Source organism: Neobacillus sp. DZ-9 (assembly GCF_059587065.1).
Genome location: NZ_JCAIOL010000015.1, coordinates 1 through 21,844 on the forward strand (window position 1 = coordinate 1; position 21,844 = coordinate 21,844).

The following is a 21,844-nucleotide window of genomic DNA, read 5'->3' on the forward strand; positions in this document are numbered from 1 at the left end:
TAGTAAATAAACTACTATGAAAATCTAAGAAAAACGAAGAAATCGTGAGATTTTCCTTTCTTTATTGAGGGAGTTTAGTTGAAGAAAAACAGGAAATTTTTTTTTTAATCGGAGAGAATTTATAAAGAAATAAATAACTCAAGGTGGTTAGAAAATGGGGATGTCGGATTACTATAAAAAACTCCGAGAAAAAGTCGGTAATGAACTAATTTTTATGCCAAGTGTAGCAGGGATTGTTCGAAACAATTTGGGAGAAATTTTATTACAAAACAAAGGAAATGGCGAGAAGTGGAGTCTCCCTGCTGGTGCAATTGAACTTGGAGAAGCACCCGCGGAAGCAGTTGTTCGTGAAGTATGGGAAGAGACGGGATTATATGTTGTGCCCAAAAAGCTATTAGGTGTATTTGGTGGGAAAGACTTTCGTTACCAATATCCTAATGGTCATCAAGTGGAGTATAACGTCTTTATGTTTGATTGCGTTATTCAAAGTGGTGAACTAAGCCCAATAGATAACGAAACGGCTGAACTTCAATATTTTAGTCCAAGTAATATGCCTGAACTTGCTTTACCTTACCCTAAAGATTTATTTTTACATAGGGAAAATAGTGAATTATATTTTCAGTGGAATGAACAGTGGTTAAAAAATCTTTCTCAAAATTAACTTTTCTTGTTAAACTATCGGAGCAGGTTAGCTTAATAAGAACAGGACAATCAATTTACTATGTAGAATATAAAAAGATAACTTTGTATAAAGATTTAGAAAAAACAGGAAATAAAAATTAGGAGTGTTTGTTATGGTTCATGCAAAAGATGTTTTATCGGATCAGTTGTTGGCAAATGCTAATGACCCAAGTTGGTACCTACCATTTTCAGATTCAATTGAAGGATTATCTGAGGAACATGCATTTTGGAAGCCAAACGAAGAAAGTAATAGTATTGCTGAAATTGTGCAGCATTTACTATATTGGAATCAAACATGGCAAACAAGGTACCAAAAATCTCACGTTGATGCTGTGCCTTCAATAGGAAATAATAATAACAGCTTTATTATTCCTGAAAATCATACTTTTGCTGACTTAAAAAAACAACTATTAGAGGTGCTTTTACGTTGGCAAGAGTTATTATCTGAAGAAAAAGTTGAGAGTGAAGTTAATGGTTATCCTGGACACGTGAAATGGTGGGCAATACTCGGAAATGTGTCAACTCATAACGCATATCATATTGGTCAGATCATTTATATCCGGAAGTTGCAAAATAGCTGGAAAATAGATGCAGGAGTAGATAAATAAATAAAAGTTGCACTATTGTCTACTTGAACTAACGGGTGCTTGAGTACAAAAGGGTCGCAGCTGCGGTTCTTTTTCTTGTTCCACTAACGTGGCAGTTTAGTTGAACAATCGTCATTAGCTTTTTTTCAACAATCGGGCCAGATTGTTGAAGATAACGTGTTTAAGTTGTGGACATTTACTTAAAAAAGGATTGACAGGGTTTAAAGCTTTTTGGGGTAAAGTGTACATCAATAAAAAATATAAGCGCCCCCCTAAGATACCCATACGTCAAGGAGTAGAAGATATCGAGGGGGGAGCTACAATTTTAGATAGAAACAGTAACCGTTTGATCAACTGCAATCTGTTTACCGAAATGACTTTCGCAGTTTTCCTACGAGCAAGAATCTGCTAAGCGCTCGTTTTTATGGATTAAAGTAACAAACAGAGTCATTTAATTCCCATGGTACTACATCTTAGAAGGCGGGTAACTTCAGTGCTTACTTTTAATTTCTACTCTCTTCCGAAAACAGGACGTTTAAAGAACGCAACTAGACGTCCCTGATAAGGAACAACAGACGTTAGTTCCCAGTTATTGTGTCCCCAAAGAGAAAGGGCATGGTCAAGCATCCCCTCGCTCATTTCGGGGTTATCGATTTCAAGATAATCTCCCAATCCGACCTCAACACTGTATTCCCAACATTGCTCCTTTTGTTCGTCATTGTCGATTTTTTCTGTTAAAAATGTACCAGTGAATTCGTTATATTTGGTGATGCGGGTGGAAGCACGGGAAAGCGCCTCGACGATCTCGCTTTTTTCCGTTTTCTCAAGTGCTATGATATCAGGTGAACGGGGTATACGAAACTGCGTATGATCGTGAAAGACACGGGTGACCAAGCTCCCTATTGGAGTGCCATCGGCTTGTTTGCAAATATGCCACATGCACCGTTCCCGTTCTTCCGGCGGCCCCCAATACTCCACGGAAGAAGCCAAATGATCAGACTCCAAGACAAACCCTTCGCGCTCAATTTCTTTGATCAAAGGCCCGAACAACTTACGTCCGAAGATACCATAGGCAAATTCCCCTGACTTATCAAATGCATCCAGAAACTCCGATTGATATTCTTGCAATACGGATTTCCAATTATTCCGAGTATATTGCTTCATGTAATTTGCAAGCGTATGAATAGTAATCCCATTATTTTGCGAAAGAACTTCTTTCAGTGAATTCATTGAAAAAACACCTCTCATATTTTTTCTCCCACTCAAATAAGACATCCGAGTCTAACGATTGCTAATAATGTGCATATGCATTGAACTATTACTGTAGTTTTTGAATATATTATGGTTAATAAGAATCTTATCTCGTGAGATATATTATTTATATGCGGAGGTTTTCAAAATGTTGAAAAAAAATTTATCGAGGGAACAATTATTAGAATTATTTAATGAGGAATTGAGGAACTTCAGCACGGAAACCATCATGTTCCATCAAAACGTGGCTGAAAGACTGGGCTTGAATTCGACAGATCACAAATGTCTAGATATTATCTTGCGGAACTATCCAATGACTGCTGGCAAGCTGGCCGAAATGACCGGATTTACGACAGGAACTGTTACTGGCGTGATTGACAGGCTAGAAAAAGCTGGTTATGTGTATAGGGATAAAGATCCGAATGACCGCAGAAGGGTCATCATTAATGTACATCTTCAAAAAGTGGAGAAAGAGATTCTCCCTCTCTTCGCTTCTTTTAGCCAATCTATGAGAGAACTATTCGAAAAATATAATGATCAGGAGATTAAATTTCTTTTTGACTTTGTAGCCCGCAGTCGAGCTATACTTCACGAAGAGTCAAAGAAAGTAAGATAAAGTGGAAATCATTCAATCGATATCCTAACAGTTGAAGTTGGAGTAGGCATGCCGTGCATTTGGAAGATTAGATTTTGTTAAGGTAAAAAAAGATTGTGAGGATTTTCACTTAAACTAACGGGTGCTAGAGTTGAAGATCAGAGCAGTCATTTTCGCAGCTTTTCTTACGGGGAAGATTGGTTTAATGGTGAGTCCAATCAAGGTTAAAAAAATTTAATTTAAAAGCCTTTCCAAAATACAGATTCATATAGGCTATAGATATGCCCTTATAAAATTCTAGGGAAATAGCCCTTCCATCCTTAAATTCTCAACATATTTTATAAGGAATGAATTTAAAAGGAGGGCTATGAAATGTTTGGATATGGTGGATACGGGGGATTTGGTGGTTGCGGATGCGGCGGTTATGGCTACGGCGGTGTCGGTTTCGGTGGCTGTGGCACTTTTGTTTTAATCGTTGTATTGTTTATCTTGTTAATCATCGTAGGAACATCGGTCTGGTGCTAAGTAAAAAACAAAACAATTATCTTTAATATAAGAAAAAGCCCTTCAAGGGCTTTTTTTTATGATTGAAACTACTCCTATTAAGGTATATGTGTAAGGAGGTGAATATGGATATGGTACTTCCGGCTACACTTTAGCTTATGCATCAGTTCAAGTGAATAACCAGCGGGTTAAGCCTTTTTTTAGGTGATTTTTTTGTTAAAGAATGATCAACATTTTTCACTTTAAATCAGCACTTGTCAATTCAGTTTTATTTTCTTGTACATATGTTATTACTACCACCAGAACCATTAACATCTACATAACTCATTACTTCTTAGGAACGTTTGCTTTTACAGCAGACGTTTCTTACATTTTTAAGCAAAATATTCATTTTGTCCTATCACTATGATGTTTGTCTAAACCAACTAATTTTTCCAGGTAGAGCTGTTCACCAGCAACCAGCACCTTAGGCGAAAAAAAACCCTATTTCCTTTTTTGAAGTAGCGTTTTCTTATTAAAGTAACGGGTGCGATTGTTCAATAAGGGCAGTCGCTTTTCTTGTTCCGCTAACTGGCAGGATAGTTGAATAGAATTTATATTTTTGTTTACATTAAGTTTCCATTATATGGTAAAATATTTTCATCAACTTAAAAGGACGTGATGTTATGGTATCTCTATTTTACGCTTCTAACACTAAGATTGAATCAGGAGGAATGAAAACTGTCATTAAAAGATTTAGGTTGGAACACCTATTGGGAAGAGAAATATGAGCCATTTTCAAAGCGTGGATTAACTGTAGGACGGATAGTCTCTGAGCATAAGCACATATATTAGGTGTGTACAGAGCATGATGAGTTGCTCGCAGAAATATCAGGAAAAATGCGTCATGATGGATTAGTACGTTTAAGCGGCGCGACATTTTTCCTGCTATTGGTGATTGGGTCGTTTTGAAGGAACGCATTGGTGAGAAAAGAGCAGTAATACAAGAAATCTTGCCATGATAGGTTAGTCAGGGTTGTTTTTATCCTATATGCGGCGGTTCTTATCTCTAGGCTGATTATCGGGGAAAACAAGACCATTTCATTGCTGTTCACGTACCCGATCAATCGAAAAAAGATCATACTCTCGAAGCTCTTAATCGTATGTGCGCTAACCTTTGCGATGATCTTGATTTCCAATGTATTTGTAACCTTCATTTTCTGGATCGCCGATTCCATAGTCAGTTATATTCCTGGCTCGTTAGCCATGGAAGATTTAGTGCAACAGGCGATAAAAATCGTTGTTCAAGCAGCTGCCGCGGCTGGGATGAGTTTAATCCCATTATACTTCGGCATTTCGAAAAAATCGGTTCCTACCACCATTCTGTCGTCCTTTATCGTTTTGCTAATTACAACGACTAGTATTTTTAGGGAGACTATGGGTTCAATCGTTGCGACATCGGTATTATTGACGGTAGCAGGTCTGTAGGTCGCTTATTTATCGATCCGAAAAATCGAACATACGGATGCCCCTTAATAGAATTATCAAGAAAGAAGGTAATGAATGATGTTAGTACGATCTTATGTTAGGGGTCGAGAAATATCCCGGTCAGCGCTGATCCTTGCGATGATGGTTGCCATGCTTTTTTTCTTCGCAGTTCCAGCGAATGCTGAATCCAATGGTGTAACAAGCACTGATGTTTCGTTTCACGGTGATGGAGATGTCACGCTGCATGGAACGATAGTGGCTCCGTCGTCAACTGGCAAGCACTACCCGGGAGTTGTTATGGTAAGTGGAGCCGGACCTGTCAAGCGTGATGAGTTTCAGGATGAAGCTGAGGCGTTCGCCAAACTCGGAATTGTCACCTTAATTTATGACAAAAGATCAATAGGCTATTCGATGTTGCATCGGGATTATTCAATACTCGCAAATGATGCCATTGCAGGTATGCAACTGTTGCGGGCACAGAAAAATGTAGATCCGGACAAGGTTGGAATATTCGGACTAAGCGAGGGAGCTTGGGTAGCCCCACTTGCTGCAAAACAGGCTCCTGAAACAGCTTTTGTTATTGCGGCAGGCGCAGTGGGTGTTTCGCCGGCACGTCAGCAGGCATGGGCTTATGGCGAATTTTTGCGCCATGCCGGTGTAACCGGATCGTTTCTGAAAATGATGCAGGTAAACGGTATCAGGCAGCTTGTCGATGCAGGCTTGTTTACTCAGCATGATTACGATCCTGTACCGTCTTGGGAGCAAGTCCATCAACCCGTGCTAGCATTGTGGGGGGCTCTCGATCGCGAAGCGGTGCCGGAAGAGAGCTCTCACATTATTCAGCAGGCTCTTGAACATGGAGGTAACACCCTCTATACGATTGCTTTTATTGAAGGGGCTCGACATAACTTGAATGTTACTTTCAATGGAGGCTTTGACAGACCCAATGAGCTCGCCGATGGTTTCGCAGATACAGTAGGTTCCTGGGTTAATGGTTTAGCTCAAAGCGCTCCGATCATTAGTGTTCAGGTGGCGCCGCATCAGGATCGACAGAGCGTTGCATTAATGCCGCTCTCATGGCTTGAATCCGGTTGGCTGCAGATCGGTGCTCTTCTTATTTTCATAATTGCATTCGGCAGTTATCCCTTAGTTGCTTTATACCGCATTGTATTTAAACGGCGCAGTGCTGTGTTGGCCCAATTACCGGCACGTTGGCTTGTTGCCGTTGGTTTGACAACTGTTCTTGGGTTCGTGATTTATTTCCTTTTCACTGTGGTTACTGCCGCGAATCTTATCGGTCCTGTAGTTTTAGGCCAACCCATACCTTGGCTTGTTCTTAGACTCCTAGCCGTCGCGACTATTGTACTGACAATCTTCACTTTTGCGTCATGGCGTCGGAATTTGCACCAGATCACTGGCGGAGTTCGAATACAACTTTTCTTATTGGCTTTAGCTGGTGTTATGTTCATTCCTTGGGCGTTTTACTGGGGACTTCTAATATAGATTCGCCCTCATCAGGGAGAATCCAGGCAGGGTGAGAATATTTTTGTTTTATTAAATAGTTCGTATCCGCTAGTTGCATTCGTTCTTCGTTTAAATACTTTAGTATTAATAAATAACTAAGACACGGCTGCCGACATGGATCGGCAGCCGTGTTACGCTAACAAAGCAGTTTAGTGAAAGAAGGAAATGAGTTATTTTTGCTAGAAATATATATAGAAATTATAATTCTTTCCCGTCAGCTTCTTTAAAATGGCTTAACGACCATAAGCACCAATATGGCAATCATCAGCAGTTGTGCCGCCGTCTCGATTGGTACGATCTTTTTCATCAACAGTCCGAACTCGGCGGGTATTTCATTACCCTGGTCTTGACTTTCAGATACGATTTTTATGATCTTCTTCATAAGTGGCTCGATGAATCCGTCGATCATGACGACAATGAGCAACGATAAAAGGAAGGATACATTCAGTCACATTTGAGATAACCCCATCTTGGTTATGATCATAAGCCAAACCCCGGTTATAATAAGTACGGCTCCGCCAATTTTAGGTATTATGGCAAGCTTGGTCGTTATACCAAAAGCAAAGCGCAGCTGACCGACGGATCTAGCGGATCTTCGAATGATGGGCATCACGAAAGCTGGACCAATTAAGGCGATCGAAGCCAATATATGCAAAACGAGCAGTAATCCAACCAAACCGATTATCTCCCTTCTCCTCGGTGCACCAGAATATCGCTTTGATAGGCAAGACCGACCCTTTTTCTTTTAAACGATCCCCCGAGCTCGATATGGTCCAGCATACATTTCGCGACATCGTCATAAGCAACATCTAGCTCTTGAAGTCGGCTGAACAAGTGACGGGCTATATCTGCCTCGGAATATTCCTTGATCATCTCCGGAATCGGAATGGGCAAGGTTTCCGTTGTTACATGCAGATGAACAGGATCTGGATGCTCAATCGAATCAATCATTGTTCCCGGACACATAATGGACCAATCGAGTTGAGTCTGCTGTAGCCGTTCGAAATTCCGGTTGTGATTTTTATACTCAGGTGGGAAGCCGGGTAAATTGTTGCCGATAAGATCGGTATATGGAATACCCAGCAGACCGGCTCCTCCCATTATCCATACCCGCCCAGGGAAACTAGGTTGGAATTCACATTGGGTTATAATGTTATCGACGATTCGAACAAACTCTTCTCCCTGGCCCGCATGGCCGGCTGCAATAATAGCGGCGTCTTGATGCGCGAGAGCCTCACCGACGCTGACCGGGTCCATAATATCGTCCACGATCGCCTTCACAGGCTGTGCGGAATGCTCAGCTAATTGATCATAAAGCTTCTCAGAATTTCGCACAAATGCGGTCATTTCATGCCCCATTTTTATCCCGTGCGCCAACACTCTTTTTCCTGTATTCCCCGTCGCTCCAAAAACAATAATTTTCATTGTTTTTTCCTCCTCTTAAAAGGCTCCTAATATTTGGTCAACTCAAGCTTAGCATCGTTTAAATATTATGGTAAGAACCCACTTTAAAGTAAGGTACTTACTTTAAAGTAAGCATGACAGAATGGGATGACTTAATTGTTCACGCAGAGTTCGGAAGGACAGGAAATTTCTAAAGACATATTGGCGACAATCCTACACTATCAGGAGTTTTATTTACTCAAACCCGAAAATTAATTCATAACAGGAGTGCCGACTGTAGGTAAACAAAAGCAGCCCGGTATCTCGTGGCAGCTTTTGTTTGAGTTGATTGAATTAGTGTACAAGTTTATTGAACCAGCTTTAAGACGCTGATTCTTTATATTTCCGCTTATTATGATTTTCTCCCCAAGCACACATGACTTCTGCTACAGGGATCAATGTTTTGCCGTATTCACTAAGGGAATATTCTACTTTTGGAGGGATGGTAGGGTAGATCGTTCTATCGACGATGCCTTCTCGTTCCAAATCACGGAGATGTTGTGAAAGCATTTTTTGTGAAACATCAGGTATAAGCTTTTCCAGATCGTTGAATCGCTTATTGGATTCAATCAAATGCCATAAAATCATTGGCTTCCATTTGCCACCTAAAACATGAATGAGTGTCTCAACTGGACATTCACGCTGATGAATCATTGATAAATCCTCCCCTTGCTTTTAAGTAAGTGCATTATCTGAAGTAAACACTTAACAAAATTTTACAAAAGATTATACAACCAAGTCAATCAAATGAAACTAAAAAGGATAAAAAAGGATTGTAGAAGTAGCTTTGAGGAACAAATATAGATCTGGGCTTTTACGATTGCCGAAATTAGTTGCATGGTAGATAAAAGATGGATGTCCATCTTTTTTTGTAAGCTTAGCCTGAAGCACACACGTGTTTTAGGCTACTCGTGTTGTATCGTATAAAATGCATAAAAATAGACCTACCCTGCGGTGCTGAGAAGATCTACAAGCGTTTGATTAAAATTTGTTTTTACAGGATTTTTTTCTTTAACTATAGGGGCAGCATTCCTGTAATAAATGAAATTAGTTCTAAAGTTTGTGAAAAATGCACTTAAACTAACGGGTGCAAGAGTTCAAGATGAGATCGCTGCGGCGGTCTTTTTCTTGTTCAGCTAACGGGGCAGTTTAATAAAACTTAGATAGTAACTTGTTTGAAAAAGAAAAATAAATGTTTTTTATATAAAAAAAAGGGCTTGAATCTGACGTAGCGTTATGAATTATAGTAAAGTTGTCGACAAAAACATTTCGTACGAAATTAGGGAGGATTATGGAAAAACAAAACTGGAAAATAGGTGAATTAGCTAAGCTTACAGGGATTACAGTTAGAACATTACACCATTATGATCAAATTGGGCTATTATCTCCATCACAGCTTTCCGATAAAGGACACAGAATATATACAGGAAAAGATATAGAAAGGCTACAACAAATCATATCACTAAAACAGTTGGGATTTTCTCTGGTGGAGATAAATGCCTTTATAGAAAATCAAAGCCTTAATCGTGTTCAAATCATTAAAATGCAATTAGACAGTGTTAAAAAACAAATTGAACTGCAAGAAAATTTGTATATCCGATTAGAAGCAATATATAAATTACTCAATTCACAAAAGGATGTAAGTGTTAATCAGTTTATTAATTTAATTGAGGTGACTAATATGGTTGAAAAGTATTTCACGAAAGAACAATTAGAACGGATGAAACAACAAACTGAACAATTCAGTGATGATGAAAAAAAACAAATAGAAATTGAATGGTCTCAATTAATAGATAATGTAAGGAGCGAATTTGAAAAAAATACCCCACCAGAAAACCAACGGGTCATACAATTAGCAATTCAGTGGCAGGAATTAACCAATAAGTTTATTGCTGGAGACCAAGAAATAGTTAAAGCCGCAGAACGTTTCCATTCAGAAAATCAAAACAATTCATTGCAATATGGGATGGATAAAGACCTTTATTTGTATATTAAAGAAGCAATGTCACACATTTAATTTTGTTGAATTCTCAAAGAGTGCCGTATGTAATGTGAAGCATACGGTTTTCTTTGTGTTTCCTTCTTTTTTCACATTTCTTTGTCAAAAGGAACATACAATTTTCTACTTTAACAATTTATGAGTTTGTGAAGGATTATACTTAAAGTAACGGGTGCTTTTGTTTAATATTCCAAATTATCAATAAGATGAAAATATGCAAGTTTTTATTCATTTTTTGCGTATTTCCAGTTTTTTGCATTTAAAAACATACTGCCATAAACAGCATTTTTTAATTGCTAAATACAGGTCAAAAAGTAAGAGAATAACAATTGCCGGTTCCTTAACGTACAGGTAACCGGCTAAAATGTGTCTAAATTGTGTCTAAACGTACAATTTTTCACTTTTGGTGACGTGACCCCTGATAGGTTGGATGTTTTGTGTCCCTTGTAAATCGCTTTAATAATGGAAGGGGTTCTTCGTCACTGTACGGACATTGAAGTTGACAGAAACATTTCCAAATTTAATTCCTGTTCCGTTGTCTTTTTAATTCGTTCGTGAAAAATCGGAATTTATTTCCTTGAATTTTCGCAGGATACAAAGCTAAATCTGCATGATTGGTTAGTGTATTGGCACTATTGCCGATTGTAAATGTTGGATTAAAATGGATTGGGGTGTGGTAAACAATGGAAAAGTGCGAGATGGAAAGAGTAATTTCTTTTCTTATGGCAGGGAGGAAAATATTACTAGTATAAAAGATTTATTTTTCTGTGTATTCTGAAAATTATATTGAGTTCATTGAAATCGTTTGCTACTATTTATGTGCGGAGTAAATAAGAAACTACGTTCCATATTAAGCAACATAGTAATTTTTTTACTCTGTTAATCTCTCGACAGAAGACAGATAATTGCAAGCGTTTACCGAAAAATGTATGGGGGTGTGATCGAAAGCTTAATTAGTGAGGGGATAGGAATAGAATCAAATAAAGATTGTAAAATGCAGTTCATTTTTTCTGTCGACAGTAGGCAGAACCTTCACCACAAGAACCCGCTTAAAGTGAGTATCAGTCGAAATCGTTAAAAGGTGGATGAATTGATGAAAGTGATTAAATTACTGGCTGTTCTTTGTTTCGTATTTTCTACATTCTATATGACGGCTTTTGCAAAGGGGACAGACCATAAAAAACCCTATGAAATTAAAGAAAAAACAATAGGAGATTTACAAAAAGACTTAAAATCCGGAAAAGTTACTTCAGAGCAATTGGTAAAAATGTATCTAAAACGGATTGACCAATATGACCAAAAAGGGCCAAATCTGCACAGTATCATCACCGTGAATCCAGCTGCTTTAAAAGAGGCTGCCCGACTCGATCAAGAGAGGAAAAATAAAAAAATCAGAGGGCCTCTGCATGGAATTCCGATCATTATAAAGGATAATTTTAATACAGCCGGGCTGGCGACAACAGGAGGAACGCTTACGCTAAAAAATTCCGTCCCTTCCACGGATGCCTTTGTTGTCAAAAAGCTGCGCGAGGCCGGGGCGATTATTCTGGCTAAATCCAATCTTGGCGAACTTGCGATGCTTTCGCAAAACTATAGTCCAGTAGGCGGGCAAACACTTAATCCTTATGATTTGTCAAGAACGCCTGGAAGCTCCAGCGGTGGTACAGGTGCTGCCGTTGCCAGCAATTTTGGAGCAGCCGGAATGGGTACAGATGGTGTTAATTCGATTCGTTCACCAGGTTCCGCCAACAGTCTGGTTGGTTTTAGACCGACGAAAGGTCTACTCAGCCGTGAAGGAATTATGCCGGCTACAATCACTCAAGAAACAGTCGGACCGATCACGAGAACGGTAGAAGATGCGGCCGTAATGCTCGATGCTATGGCAGAATATAATCCGAATGATCCTACAACCGCTTGGAATGTCGGCCATATTGAGAAAACCTACACTGCTTTTCTTAAAAAAGATGGCTTGAAAGGGAAAAAGCTAGGCGTCCTAAAGACTCTCTACGGAAATGGACCGGAACATGAGGAAGTCAATAAAGTCATGGAAAAAGCAATTGCAGATTTGAAAAAGCAAGGAGCTGAAGTCGTCGTTCTGGACATTCCAGAAATCGATGCAAACAAAGCACTGGCAAATGATGTTACATCTTATGAATTTAAAACTCTGTTTAATGATTATTTGGCAAAACTAGGACCTAATGCTCCTATTCACTCCCTAAAAGAACTTATCGATTCACAAACGTATGATAAGAGGATTGAAAGTTTCCTATTGGGTACGGAGCAAAGGGAAAATCCTATGGAGGATCCGGAATATAAAGCACGGTTAGTTTATGGAATGAAGCTTAGGGATACACTCGTTAAAGTGATGGCTGACAATGATCTTGATTCCTTCGTTTATCCGCATCAGAATCAGCTTGTTGCTAAAGTGGGTGAAAATCAGGCAGGTAGAAATGGAATTATCGGCGCCATTTCAGGGTTCCCGGCGGTCACAGTTCCAGCTGGTTTTTCCAGTCCCACTGAAACAGCTCCGATTGGAGTTCCGATCGGTATTGAATTCCTTGGCCGTCCTTGGAGTGAACCTACATTAATCCAAATCGCTTATTCCTTTGAACAGGCGACCCATCATCGTGTTTCACCAGTATCCACTCCATAATGGATTAATTAAGTAATATAGCCGCAGATTTCATATCTGTGGCTATTTTTTTTGGCTAATAAGAAAGTATATAGAGGTTTTTTTATCCATTTAAATGAATATCCTGAATCCGTGATGAAACAATAAATTTTCCGTCTGTAAAGCACCTAAAACCATTGATATAATAAGGTTATCAATCAAATCTGATTGAAATTTTTTATTCACCCAGTAGGGGTTTTAAATGGTTAAATTTATTTTAGAGAATTCCGATGAAACATTAACGACTCATTCTGGTCTTGGTTTAGTAGGATTAATACTTTCAAAATCCAAATTATCTAAACGATTTACGTCATTGAAAATACCTGAAATCCGTTCTACCCCAGGGATTCTGAACGGTGATATCATTCATTCGTATTTAGAGTTACTCTCTCAAAGCAAAAATGATTTTGAATACATTGAAGGTTTTCGAGAAGATCCATTTTTTTCTCTGGCACTAGATATTCAAGAGGTACCTTCAAGTGCAACCTTGCGACAACGCTTTGACCAAATAGCTAAAACAGACGCCTGGAAATCCATCATCCTTGAAGAATCTGTAAAGATTCTTACATTGTTTGACGCTACGGTAACCCATCTTACTATTACAAACGGGAAACAGGAGGACGTACAAATCGTTTCATTAGATATTGATGTTTCCCATTTGATAACTCGAATACTAAGAAGGAAGGTTGTTAGTCGCACTTACAAGGCCTAGTCACAGGGTTCGTACTGTAGACCGCAAAGTAAAGTAGCCAAGAGTACGGCTAAAGTTGTGGTAAAGATATTTGGTAATACTTTTGGACATATCTTTTGGTAATTATAGAAGCCAATGGCAATCATTCAACCGATAAATGGACAGAGTAGTTACAAAAACAGTGGTTTTTGGTAACCATTATTATGTTTCTGGCAATTAATTGATGTATGTTTTGGTAGTATGTTTATTAATCTTTATGAATCAATACTCAGAAAAAACTGTATAAACCCTAATATTTATACACATTCGTTAAGCTGTGTTAACTGCACTAACGAAGCAGTTTACTTGAAGAAGGAATACCATTAGAATGGATTGTAAGAAAATTCAAAAAGAGGGTAAGAAATGTTTGCTTATAAATATAAGAGCTTAATGGAGGATTTTATAAACGAAATAATCACAGTTGATGATTTTGAACGTGAGTATCTAATTACTTTTAAAAATGAAACAGAAAGAATGGGCAACAAGTTATTCGAAATCTTAAACGGAGTTTTTGAAGCAGTTGATTGTTATTGGCACGAATGTCTTCCAGGACAAGAAACTGCCTTTGAAATATCCGAACAGCAACTAAGAAAAGAAGTAAATGAAGCTTTGGTTAAATTAAATAGTTTATTGAAAAACCTTTAAATTTTTTCAACTAATGGGTGGTTTGCTTCAATAGGAGCAAGGCATTTTTCTTATTCATGTAACGAAGCAGTTTAGTTCAGAATAAAGGGTTTTTTAATAAAGTACAGAATTTAAAACATTTTCTATTTAGATAAAGCTAAAAAATTTACATTTTTTCTTGGAGGATTTCAATGAGTAAGAAACAACTCTATTTACTAAGTTTTGTAATTACTTTTGCTTGTGCTTTTATCCCTGCGTCTAGTCCTGAGAATAATGAATTGTTTCAATTATTCGGTTTTCCAGCAGAGGTTCTAGGAAAATCTGTAACAGGTCATTTTAGTTTTCAATGGCTAGGTTTCATCTTTAATTTTTTCCTGTATTACTTTTTCTTACATTTTTTAGTGAAATTAGTCTCGAAAGCCTTTGGTATCAAAAAGTTTTAATGTTTAGACTATTTAACTCCCATGAAAATAAAAACGGAAAAAGGGCATGAAAAAACAGACCCAGAAAAACCAGTTTTTAAAAAAAGGTTGAGCCTCTTGAAGGAAAGAGTATGAGGTTGGCTGGTAAAACGAAATAGTAATACCTTTCTACTTAAAATAAAATCAGAAAGGCTGGCGCAACAACCAGAAAAAGGATTAATCTCCCATAAGTGCTTCCCCTAACATAAAATCATCAATTAATTCAGGAAGAATGTGCCGACTGGAAAGAAAATTTGTTCAATTAACGGGTGCAAGAGTTGAAAATCAAGGCTGTCATTTTGGCAGTTTTTCTTATTGTGCACACGGGGGGGGGTTAGTTGATGAATCTGTTTTTTCATATAGGCTGCAGAGTAAAAAACCTACAGGAAAAATGCTAATAGTTGAATTAGGGATAGGGAAAGTGCAACCATTATAAAAAAATAGGCCGGCAAGGAGCGGCGGAACAGATACTTCCGCTTTTTTCTCTGCCAATGATGTAACCACAGGTAAATAGCTTTTGTCTTTATTGCCACTAACCTGTTAAAATTAAAACATACACCACTTGTGAAACACAGAATGGAAACCCGTTGGATTGCCGAAGGAGAAATATGAAGGTGATTGGGGGGGAAACGTTGAAGAAACGGTCAAGGTTGCGTAGACGGATTCGGGAATGGCTAAACAAGAGGAAACAACAGAAAGAAGAGAACCCGCTACCGAGTTTTGTAAACAGTTGGACGAATCGCCATCAGAAAGAATTGGAAAAGCCAAAAGAATTTTATAAAAATGAAAAACCAACCGAGGAATAATGACGGCTGCGATGCTTCCATAACGAAGGATCGCTTTTTTCTTATTCAAGTAACGGGGCAGGTTAGCTTTAGAAGGAAATCTTTCACAATTCATAGAATGATACTCTAAGGATATAGGAAAAAGGAGAGACTTTATGGAAAGAATAGCTAAGAAATCAGGTGTTATTTACTTTTTTGCTGTTTTATTAATGTTCGTGAAAAACTTCTTACCATTAGAGCAGAAATTTCAAGATAGATTAAGCATCCTTATATTTTTAATTGTTCTTACCGTTGTTATCATAAAATATAGGTTGAAAAAACAAAGTATATGATTGGTGTTTTTTTCCATAACGGGATATGAGACTGCTATGGTTGAGGCTTCCTTGTTCCACTAACGGGGCAGGTTAGTGGAACAAGAAAAAACTCGTTTGATGAACATTATTACTGATTTAGGGAATTAAAAACGAGAAAGTTTTAGGCTTTCTAACAATTAGAGCTGCCATTTATGGTATTTATCTAACAGAAACATACCTTTTACTAGGTTAAGGTCAACCCTTGTTTATAACTTAAAACAACATTGTATTTGTCAGCCAGTCCAGAATGTTTGTCTACATGTGTTAAGCAGTTAAAGGTATCCATGTGGATTCCTATTTTTAGAAAAGTAACGTAGCCAAATATTTTTGACTCAATGGCATCAACACAAATTTTATTAAATTCTTTTCCATTCAGAATCGGTTAAAACAAAGTACCGGTTCTTATAATTTTTGCCTTTATTTTCGTATCTATTTTAATATTTTTATATTCCTCTTTCCAATTGATTTTCTTCCAAAGTTCTGGATAATAACTTTCAATTTCTCTCCCAATACCCAAAGCATCACAATCGGCTTTTTGAAGAGTTTTAGTAACTAGATTTGCTTGTTTTGTCAGTTCAGCGGATATTTGTTTGTTTACCTTATTTATGTCTATTTCTTTAAATGCTTGCTGAGGGAAACTAAGAATCCGAAGCGAAAGGGATAGATTTATTGTATAATGTATTTTTTTATTTGCTTCATTTACATCCCTTTTAACTTTTCTTTTCAATTTCAATATCATCATGCTAATAGGCTCTTTCCGACCATCCGAATTAGATATTCGAAAATTTTGTATATTTTTTCTATGCAGTTCGTCTAATAAAATCAGTAAAATAGGTGAACCATACTCAGGCAGGGAGATTCCTGAGTATTTCTGCCCGTTAAATAATGCTAAGCCCCCAATTTTTATTTTCCCTGAATCTGTTTTTTCGACCAATGGAATCACAATATCTTTTCCTGGTTCCCATATTTTAGACCAAAGGGAAAATATGGACACCTTTGGGATATTGCCGGTTGCTTCAACACTTTCAATTAATTGTAAGATGTCAAATGCAATCGGGCTTGATTTTTCCTCTGTTGAAAGGATTTGAAATCCACTTTCTCTCCCTATGATGACTTTTGAGCCTAAATAAGTTTTCTTTGAGCGATAAAAAGGCTCCAATAGAGGGATAATCCCTTTTTTTGCCATTTTTTCTCCTATTATAATCACATGGGTTTTGCTGGTATCAAGTTCTCCTGCCAGCAATTTATTTAGATTTTGAGAAATTTCTGATCCTGAATAGCCGTCCGCCTTATATAGTTCATCATGTGCTTCAAACTGCCCTCCGCCTCTACCCAAAAGTCTTAGTGCCCGTACCGCCCCTACTATCTTTCCATCCTTTCCTGCATCGAAACTTACACCATTTATTAATGATTTTTTAACGAGTCTATCTTGGTCCCAACAGCCTCCTAACAGCAAAACGATAAGTAGGCAATACATAAAAAAAACGCTTTTTCGCATTACATCTCATCCATTTCTTGTTTTTTAAACATATATGATAGTAATAATAGAAGCAACGGGGCTCCAAATACTAAACAGTAACTCAAATATTGAATAAATTTACTGAACTGATTTAGCTTTTCGTCGTCAAAAGGGATAAGACTAATAGCATAAATGAGTAAACTATTTAAAACTACGATTTTAGAATAAGAGTTTTTTTGTTTACTGAGGCTTTTACTTGCCATAAATAGATATGCCATTACTGAAGTTGTCATTGGAACGATCCAAACCGTTACAAAAACTAAATCCAGTCTATCGATAATCTCACTTGATAAGCCTCTGAACATATATAATACCGGTTCCTTTATTTGCATGATTACACCAGGGCTAAAACTGATTAAATTTATAAAAACAAAATACGTATAAAGAGTGGTAACAGAAAGATTGGCAAAAGAAATCGTTTTTAAGTAGCCTTTTTCTTTATTTTGGATATTAGGATAAATGACCAATAAAATTTCAAACCCTAACATAGAAATCAAGGATTCATTCGATCCCAACATAATATTCTTTAACCCTGATTGCCCTACCGGTATCACATAGTGGATATCCGGTTCATGAGAGAAATTAAAAAGGGAAATCACAATTAGAGCGATATAGAGGAAAGAGGCAAATGTAAAAAATCTTGCCACTATTCTAATATCATCAAATGTTAAATATAAACTTGCAATGATGATAAATAAAGCTAAAATCCATGGAGGGGTTATAGGCAATATCCATCTATTTGTTAATCTGATACATAAAATAAGCGCATAACTTCCTACTAAGACAAAGTAAATGTAAATGAAACCATTTAGGATTCTGCCGACCATTTTCCCGACTATCTTTTCTGTAATTTCTGTTAGGATAGAAGTTGGAAATCTTCTTAGCAACAACCAATAAATTACTAAAATAACTTCAATACCAATACCTGCAATAATAGTTGATAACCAAGCATCTCCTTTTGCGGTTTTTTGTGTAACGGATGGCAAAGATAAAACTCCAATACCGATTTGACACTGAATGAGCAAAAAATAAAGCTGAAATTTTGAAATTTTTAAAGTATGTTTCATTTCTTTTTCCATACCCTAGAATACCATTGTTGTCTTACAAAATTTGGCTTTGCATCAGTAGGTCTGCTGTTTAAAAGCCATATCGGAAGCCTTATAAAAGTATCTTTAAGATCTTTTACTTTCAAAGGAGCTAAAGGTGCAAAATAAGGTGTTCCAAAAGACTCTAACTTGCTTAAATGAATAAAAATCATCATAAACATGAATGCAATTCCAAAGAAACCAAACAATGCCGCCATTATCATCATCGGAAACCCTAACAGTCGCACACTTGTTCCCATTTCGTCCACAGGTACAACAAAAGAAGCAATAGCTGTAAAACCAATAACAACAATCATCGTATTTGAAATTAAATTAGATTGGACAATTGCTGTGCCAATTACCAATCCGCCAACTACGCCAATCGTTTGAGCAATTGGGGAAGGTAAACGGATAGAAGCTTCTTTTAATAATTCAAGAATGGTCTGCATTACCATTGCTTCGAGTAAAGGGGGAAAAGGAACATATTGTAATGAAACTCTGACAGAGTACAAAATACCAAACGGAAGAATTTCTGAATGATAAGAGACAAGCGCTATGTAAATGGCAGGAAAGCTTATAGCAACTAAAAAGCTGAACAATCTAATAAATCGGAAGAAAGATCCAACCATCCACCTGTTAGTGTAATCATCGGAGGACTGATAAAATGCAAAAAACGAGATGGGCATAATTAATATTCTTGGGTCGCCATCGACAATGACGCATATTTTCCCTTCCGTTAAATTAGATATTGCTCTATCGGGTCTTTCTGTATTCAACATTTGTGGAAATGGAGAAAAGGGAGTATCTTCAATAAGCTCTTCTAAGCTGCCCGATGATAGCAACTGATCAATTTTTATGGAAGAAATCCTTTTTTCAACTTCCTTCATGATTGAATGATTTACAAGACTATTTAGATAAATCATGGCGATTTCAGTATTCGATATATTTCCGACCTTGAAATACTTCACCTTTAATTGAGGGCTCTTAATTCGCTGACGGATAAGGAATATATTCGTATTCAAGTTCTCTACAAAACCCTCATGAGAACCTTTAATTACCTTCTCATTTGCAGGTTCCTCTATAGAGCGACCTTGTGATTTTGGAACAGCAATCAGATATAAAGCAGGGTTATTTCCTTCTAAAAGAATACATTTCCCTATCAACAAACTGCCTACAGCTGCAGAAAGGTCAGAAGTTTTGTTTAGTTGAGAAGCCCTAACTAGTTGTTCGATTACACCTGTATTATGTTCTAATAGTGGCTCAATGATTATAGAATCAATCAGTTTCTCATCTGCTAATGTGCCTAAATAGATTAACAAGCATGGTTGATCATTGAAAATGAATTCATGTACCTTTAAATCATCAGTTTCACACATTAATTCTTTAATAAATGATAAATTTTTATATAAGTCATTTGTTGCTAATATTGTGTCTTGAGGTTCCTTATAAACGGAATGTTTCTTTTTCAAAAATCTCATTTTTATTTGCACACCCTGAGTTCACTTTTTCATATTTTTTACATTGGCAGAAATATTATGCAGGAATTGAAGTATACACGTCATTTGCCTAATTAATTAACCTTGTGGAAGGAGTCAGACTACGGATGGACTCTAAAGCACCATAGTTTATCGACCTTCCTCATCCATCCGTAGAATCAGTATTAACGGTTTTAATACATTTACACTCGCTTTGGTGCAGCACCAATCTTGCGCTGCATGAATGGCTAACAGGTGCAAGAGTTTGAAGATTGGGCTGCCATAATTGGCGGCTTTTTTGTTGTTCAACTAAAGGGGCAGTTTAGTTCAAGAAAAAAATTAACTGTTTCATCATTTTTTTAAAATTTTTTTTGTAAAATAAGATAAAAATCTTTCCAAACCTTTCATGATCCTATAATATCAATAAGGGCACCTTGAAAAAGAAAGGGTGCATAAATATGTATGGTATTATTCATTATGAAGTATTTTTAATTACAGGAATTTTGTTGAATTTAATTCCAGGTACAGACACGATGTATATCGTAGGAAGAAGTATTTCTCAAGGGAGAACAGCTGGAGTATGTTCCGTTTTTGGAATCATTACAGGCTCATTAATTCATACACTGTTTGTTGCGTTTGGATTATCCATTATACTGTTAAAATCTGTTTTCTTATTTAATACGATTAAGATTTTAGGTGTTATCTATTTAGTATACTTAGGAATACGCATGCTATTAGATAAATCAAATGCGGCGTTTCAGGCACCTGAAGTCGATAAGTTAAATATTCGCAAAGTATATGCGCAAGGTATTTTAACGAGTCTAACAAATCCTAAAGTATCGTTATTTTTTCTTTCGTTCCTTCCACAATTTATAGATACACAGACTTCTGGACCGATTCCTTTTTTAATTCTAGGACTAACTTTTACAACAACTGGGTTGTTATGGTGTTTATTTGTTGCGTATTTTTCTTCATATGTAACAAATAAACTAAGAGGAAACCAGAAAATTGGAATGGTATTAAACAAAACAACTGGAGTAATCTTTATTGGCATGGGGATTAAGCTGCTTCAAACAAAAGCTCCTAACTAAACTTATTAAAACTCAGATGCCCCCTAAAATAAATAAGTTTAAGCCGAATCAAAAATAAAATGAAACCCTTCAGAATTGTTTTATCTGAAGGTTTTTTTGAATAATCGTACTTCCACTAACGGGTGTGTTAGTGGAAGTACAATTCGTGATTTTAGGATTTAGATATATCTTAGTTATTCCATTAATGAGCGCTATTCTGCAACAAGAATTGTGCTTTTTCTTTATGTTTAAGGCAAAATTGCTTAAAGGAAAAAAGAACATAAGGAAAATTTTATGATAACGTTAAGTAGATCAATTATTAAAAAAAGGTATGAGGAGAATAATAATTATGGAAAATACAGCATTAATAATTATTGACTTGCAAATAGGTGTTCAGCCTGAAAATGTTCCACTTTATAACTTAGCGAATGTATTAAATGGGGTTAATCAACGAATTCGTTTATTTAGAGAAAAAAACAATCCTATAATTATTGTTCAACATAATGATAGTGATCTGATTCTTAAATCTCCAGAATGGAAACTATTTCCGGAACTAGATGCTAGGGATACAGATATCTATATCAACAAAACACATGCGAACTCATTTTACAAGACTGATTTGATTGAACAACTAAGGAAATTAAATATAAATAAACTTGAAATTTGTGGTGCACAAACTGAATATTGTGTAGATACAACTATTAGAATGGCTCATGGATTAGGATATAAATTATTTATGAAAAAAGGGTTAAATACCACCCTTAACAGTGACCTTCTAGGAGCTAAAACAATCATTGAGCATCATGAGAATCTCTGGAATAATAGATTTTTAACTTTTTTATAGAAAAGAATTGCTTTTATCAAAACGAGTAATCCATAACAAATCCCCTGCTCCAAGGGTGATAAAACTTTTCCTGAACTTCCTGAAAAATGAAGGGGGATTTCCGGAAAAATTTGATAAACATACGACTTTCTTGTTATGCACTTATATAAAAGATGGGTTGCTGTGGCAGCCTTTTT

Annotated in this window: 20 protein-coding genes and 1 pseudogene; 14 read left to right on the forward strand and 7 right to left on the reverse strand. The window is 36.8% G+C overall.

Annotation, left to right across the window (positions count from 1 at the left end):
- The first annotated feature begins 154 nt into the window (after positions 1–154).
- Positions 155–661, forward strand: a complete 507-nt coding sequence (locus AC59HZ_RS27780) for an NUDIX hydrolase (RefSeq protein WP_496549007.1) — start codon at positions 155–157, stop codon at positions 659–661.
- 133 nt (positions 662–794) lie between these two features.
- Complete coding sequence (locus AC59HZ_RS27785) at positions 795–1,289, forward strand: DinB family protein (RefSeq protein ID WP_241371180.1); 495 nt, start codon at positions 795–797, stop codon at positions 1,287–1,289.
- A gap of 489 nt (positions 1,290–1,778) precedes the next feature.
- On the opposite strand, the gene AC59HZ_RS27790 is transcribed toward AC59HZ_RS27785, so the two are convergent.
- On the reverse strand, positions 1,779–2,543 hold the full coding sequence (locus AC59HZ_RS27790; RefSeq protein ID WP_496549008.1) for a DUF6022 family protein: 765 nt from the start codon (positions 2,541–2,543) through the stop codon (positions 1,779–1,781).
- A 124-nt stretch (positions 2,544–2,667) separates the two neighbouring features.
- On the opposite strand from AC59HZ_RS27790, the gene AC59HZ_RS27795 reads away from it, so the two are divergent.
- The 4 genes from AC59HZ_RS27795 to AC59HZ_RS27810 all read left to right on the forward strand — a co-directional run bounded on the left by AC59HZ_RS27795 (position 2,668) and on the right by AC59HZ_RS27810 (position 6,588).
- The gene (locus tag AC59HZ_RS27795) at positions 2,668–3,135 is read left to right on the forward strand and encodes a MarR family transcriptional regulator (protein ID WP_496549009.1); all 468 of its coding nucleotides are present in this window, start codon (positions 2,668–2,670) and stop codon (positions 3,133–3,135) included.
- A 351-nt stretch (positions 3,136–3,486) separates the two neighbouring features.
- Positions 3,487–3,639: a YjcZ family sporulation protein gene (locus AC59HZ_RS27800; protein ID WP_496549010.1), complete on the forward strand. Its 153-nt coding sequence runs from the start codon at positions 3,487–3,489 to the stop codon at positions 3,637–3,639.
- A gap of 1,062 nt (positions 3,640–4,701) precedes the next feature.
- Positions 4,702–5,085 (forward strand): ABC transporter permease, encoded by a 384-nt coding sequence (locus AC59HZ_RS27805; RefSeq protein ID WP_496549011.1) that lies wholly within the window; start codon positions 4,702–4,704, stop codon positions 5,083–5,085.
- A 138-nt stretch (positions 5,086–5,223) separates the two neighbouring features.
- Positions 5,224–6,588 carry an alpha/beta hydrolase family protein gene (locus AC59HZ_RS27810; RefSeq protein WP_496549012.1) on the forward strand — a complete coding sequence of 455 codons (1,365 nt, stop codon included), beginning with the start codon at positions 5,224–5,226 and terminating at the stop codon, positions 6,586–6,588.
- 244 nt (positions 6,589–6,832) lie between these two features.
- Here AC59HZ_RS27810 and AC59HZ_RS27815 read toward each other — a convergent pair.
- The 3 genes and pseudogenes from AC59HZ_RS27815 to AC59HZ_RS27825 all read right to left on the reverse strand — a co-directional run bounded on the left by AC59HZ_RS27815 (position 6,833) and on the right by AC59HZ_RS27825 (position 8,706).
- Positions 6,833–7,291 (reverse strand): annotated as a pseudogene (locus AC59HZ_RS27815) (DUF2269 family protein).
- Positions 7,291–8,034, reverse strand: coding sequence for an NAD(P)-dependent oxidoreductase (locus AC59HZ_RS27820; protein ID WP_496549013.1), 744 nt, complete (start codon positions 8,032–8,034; stop codon positions 7,291–7,293). Before AC59HZ_RS27820 ends, AC59HZ_RS27815 begins: the two are co-directional and overlap by 1 nt.
- Before the next feature lie 339 nt (positions 8,035–8,373).
- Entirely contained in the window at positions 8,374–8,706 is a 333-nt protein-coding gene (locus tag AC59HZ_RS27825) for a winged helix-turn-helix transcriptional regulator (RefSeq protein ID WP_335348215.1), read from the reverse strand.
- Between the two features lie 637 nt (positions 8,707–9,343).
- Between AC59HZ_RS27825 and AC59HZ_RS27830 the strand changes: the two genes are divergently transcribed.
- From AC59HZ_RS27830 to AC59HZ_RS27855, 6 genes are all read left to right on the forward strand, one after another.
- Positions 9,344–10,069, forward strand: coding sequence for a MerR family transcriptional regulator (locus AC59HZ_RS27830; RefSeq protein WP_496549014.1), 726 nt, complete (start codon positions 9,344–9,346; stop codon positions 10,067–10,069).
- 1,075 nt (positions 10,070–11,144) lie between these two features.
- Entirely contained in the window at positions 11,145–12,704 is a 1,560-nt protein-coding gene (locus tag AC59HZ_RS27835) for an amidase family protein (RefSeq protein ID WP_496549015.1), read from the forward strand.
- 220 nt (positions 12,705–12,924) lie between these two features.
- A complete protein-coding gene (locus tag AC59HZ_RS27840; protein WP_496549016.1) occupies positions 12,925–13,434 on the forward strand; it encodes a transposase family protein in 510 nt (169 codons plus the stop codon).
- A gap of 381 nt (positions 13,435–13,815) precedes the next feature.
- Positions 13,816–14,097, forward strand: coding sequence for a colicin immunity domain-containing protein (locus AC59HZ_RS27845; RefSeq protein WP_496549017.1), 282 nt, complete (start codon positions 13,816–13,818; stop codon positions 14,095–14,097).
- A 170-nt stretch (positions 14,098–14,267) separates the two neighbouring features.
- Positions 14,268–14,519 (forward strand): hypothetical protein, encoded by a 252-nt coding sequence (locus tag AC59HZ_RS27850; protein WP_496549018.1) that lies wholly within the window; start codon positions 14,268–14,270, stop codon positions 14,517–14,519.
- A gap of 650 nt (positions 14,520–15,169) precedes the next feature.
- On the forward strand, positions 15,170–15,343 hold the full coding sequence (locus AC59HZ_RS27855; protein ID WP_496549019.1) for a hypothetical protein: 174 nt from the start codon (positions 15,170–15,172) through the stop codon (positions 15,341–15,343).
- Positions 15,344–16,057: 714 nt separating this feature from the next.
- Here the strand turns inward: AC59HZ_RS27855 and AC59HZ_RS27860 are convergent.
- Genes AC59HZ_RS27860 through AC59HZ_RS27870 form a run of 3 tightly spaced genes read right to left on the reverse strand, consistent with a single transcriptional unit; the run spans position 16,058 to position 19,757 of the window.
- Positions 16,058–17,173: a Ger(x)C family spore germination protein gene (locus AC59HZ_RS27860; protein ID WP_496549020.1), complete on the reverse strand. Its 1,116-nt coding sequence runs from the start codon at positions 17,171–17,173 to the stop codon at positions 16,058–16,060.
- Complete coding sequence (locus AC59HZ_RS27865; RefSeq protein WP_496549021.1) at positions 17,173–18,273, reverse strand: GerAB/ArcD/ProY family transporter; 1,101 nt, start codon at positions 18,271–18,273, stop codon at positions 17,173–17,175. Before AC59HZ_RS27865 ends, AC59HZ_RS27860 begins: the two co-directional genes overlap by 1 nt.
- On the reverse strand, positions 18,258–19,757 hold the full coding sequence (locus tag AC59HZ_RS27870; protein WP_496549022.1) for a spore germination protein: 1,500 nt from the start codon (positions 19,755–19,757) through the stop codon (positions 18,258–18,260). The genes AC59HZ_RS27865 and AC59HZ_RS27870 overlap by 16 nt, the downstream gene beginning before the upstream one ends.
- Before the next feature lie 455 nt (positions 19,758–20,212).
- Between AC59HZ_RS27870 and AC59HZ_RS27875 the strand changes: the two genes are divergently transcribed.
- Positions 20,213–20,845: a LysE family translocator gene (locus AC59HZ_RS27875; protein WP_496549023.1), complete on the forward strand. Its 633-nt coding sequence runs from the start codon at positions 20,213–20,215 to the stop codon at positions 20,843–20,845.
- A 328-nt stretch (positions 20,846–21,173) separates the two neighbouring features.
- Positions 21,174–21,668 (forward strand): cysteine hydrolase family protein, encoded by a 495-nt coding sequence (locus AC59HZ_RS27880; protein ID WP_496549024.1) that lies wholly within the window; start codon positions 21,174–21,176, stop codon positions 21,666–21,668.
- Positions 21,669–21,844: the final 176 nt, after the last annotated feature.

Coding starts and splice junctions, on each gene's coding strand:
- AC59HZ_RS27780 (WP_496549007.1), top strand. CDS start 155: ATGGGGATGTCGGATTACTATAAAAAACTCCGAGAAAAAGTCGGTAAT.
- AC59HZ_RS27785 (WP_241371180.1), top strand. CDS start 795: ATGGTTCATGCAAAAGATGTTTTATCGGATCAGTTGTTGGCAAATGCT.
- AC59HZ_RS27790 (WP_496549008.1), bottom strand. CDS start 2,543: ATGTCTTATTTGAGTGGGAGAAAAAATATGAGAGGTGTTTTTTCAATG.
- AC59HZ_RS27795 (WP_496549009.1), top strand. CDS start 2,668: ATGTTGAAAAAAAATTTATCGAGGGAACAATTATTAGAATTATTTAAT.
- AC59HZ_RS27800 (WP_496549010.1), top strand. CDS start 3,487: ATGTTTGGATATGGTGGATACGGGGGATTTGGTGGTTGCGGATGCGGC.
- AC59HZ_RS27810 (WP_496549012.1), top strand. CDS start 5,224: ATGATGGTTGCCATGCTTTTTTTCTTCGCAGTTCCAGCGAATGCTGAA.
- AC59HZ_RS27820 (WP_496549013.1), bottom strand. CDS start 8,034: ATGAAAATTATTGTTTTTGGAGCGACGGGGAATACAGGAAAAAGAGTG.
- AC59HZ_RS27825 (WP_335348215.1), bottom strand. CDS start 8,706: ATGATTCATCAGCGTGAATGTCCAGTTGAGACACTCATTCATGTTTTA.
- AC59HZ_RS27830 (WP_496549014.1), top strand. CDS start 9,344: ATGGAAAAACAAAACTGGAAAATAGGTGAATTAGCTAAGCTTACAGGG.
- AC59HZ_RS27835 (WP_496549015.1), top strand. CDS start 11,145: ATGAAAGTGATTAAATTACTGGCTGTTCTTTGTTTCGTATTTTCTACA.
- AC59HZ_RS27840 (WP_496549016.1), top strand. CDS start 12,925: ATGGTTAAATTTATTTTAGAGAATTCCGATGAAACATTAACGACTCAT.
- AC59HZ_RS27845 (WP_496549017.1), top strand. CDS start 13,816: ATGTTTGCTTATAAATATAAGAGCTTAATGGAGGATTTTATAAACGAA.
- AC59HZ_RS27850 (WP_496549018.1), top strand. CDS start 14,268: ATGAGTAAGAAACAACTCTATTTACTAAGTTTTGTAATTACTTTTGCT.
- AC59HZ_RS27860 (WP_496549020.1), bottom strand. CDS start 17,173: ATGCGAAAAAGCGTTTTTTTTATGTATTGCCTACTTATCGTTTTGCTG.
- AC59HZ_RS27865 (WP_496549021.1), bottom strand. CDS start 18,273: ATGGAAAAAGAAATGAAACATACTTTAAAAATTTCAAAATTTCAGCTT.
- AC59HZ_RS27870 (WP_496549022.1), bottom strand. CDS start 19,757: ATGAGATTTTTGAAAAAGAAACATTCCGTTTATAAGGAACCTCAAGAC.
- AC59HZ_RS27875 (WP_496549023.1), top strand. CDS start 20,213: ATGTATGGTATTATTCATTATGAAGTATTTTTAATTACAGGAATTTTG.
- AC59HZ_RS27880 (WP_496549024.1), top strand. CDS start 21,174: ATGGAAAATACAGCATTAATAATTATTGACTTGCAAATAGGTGTTCAG.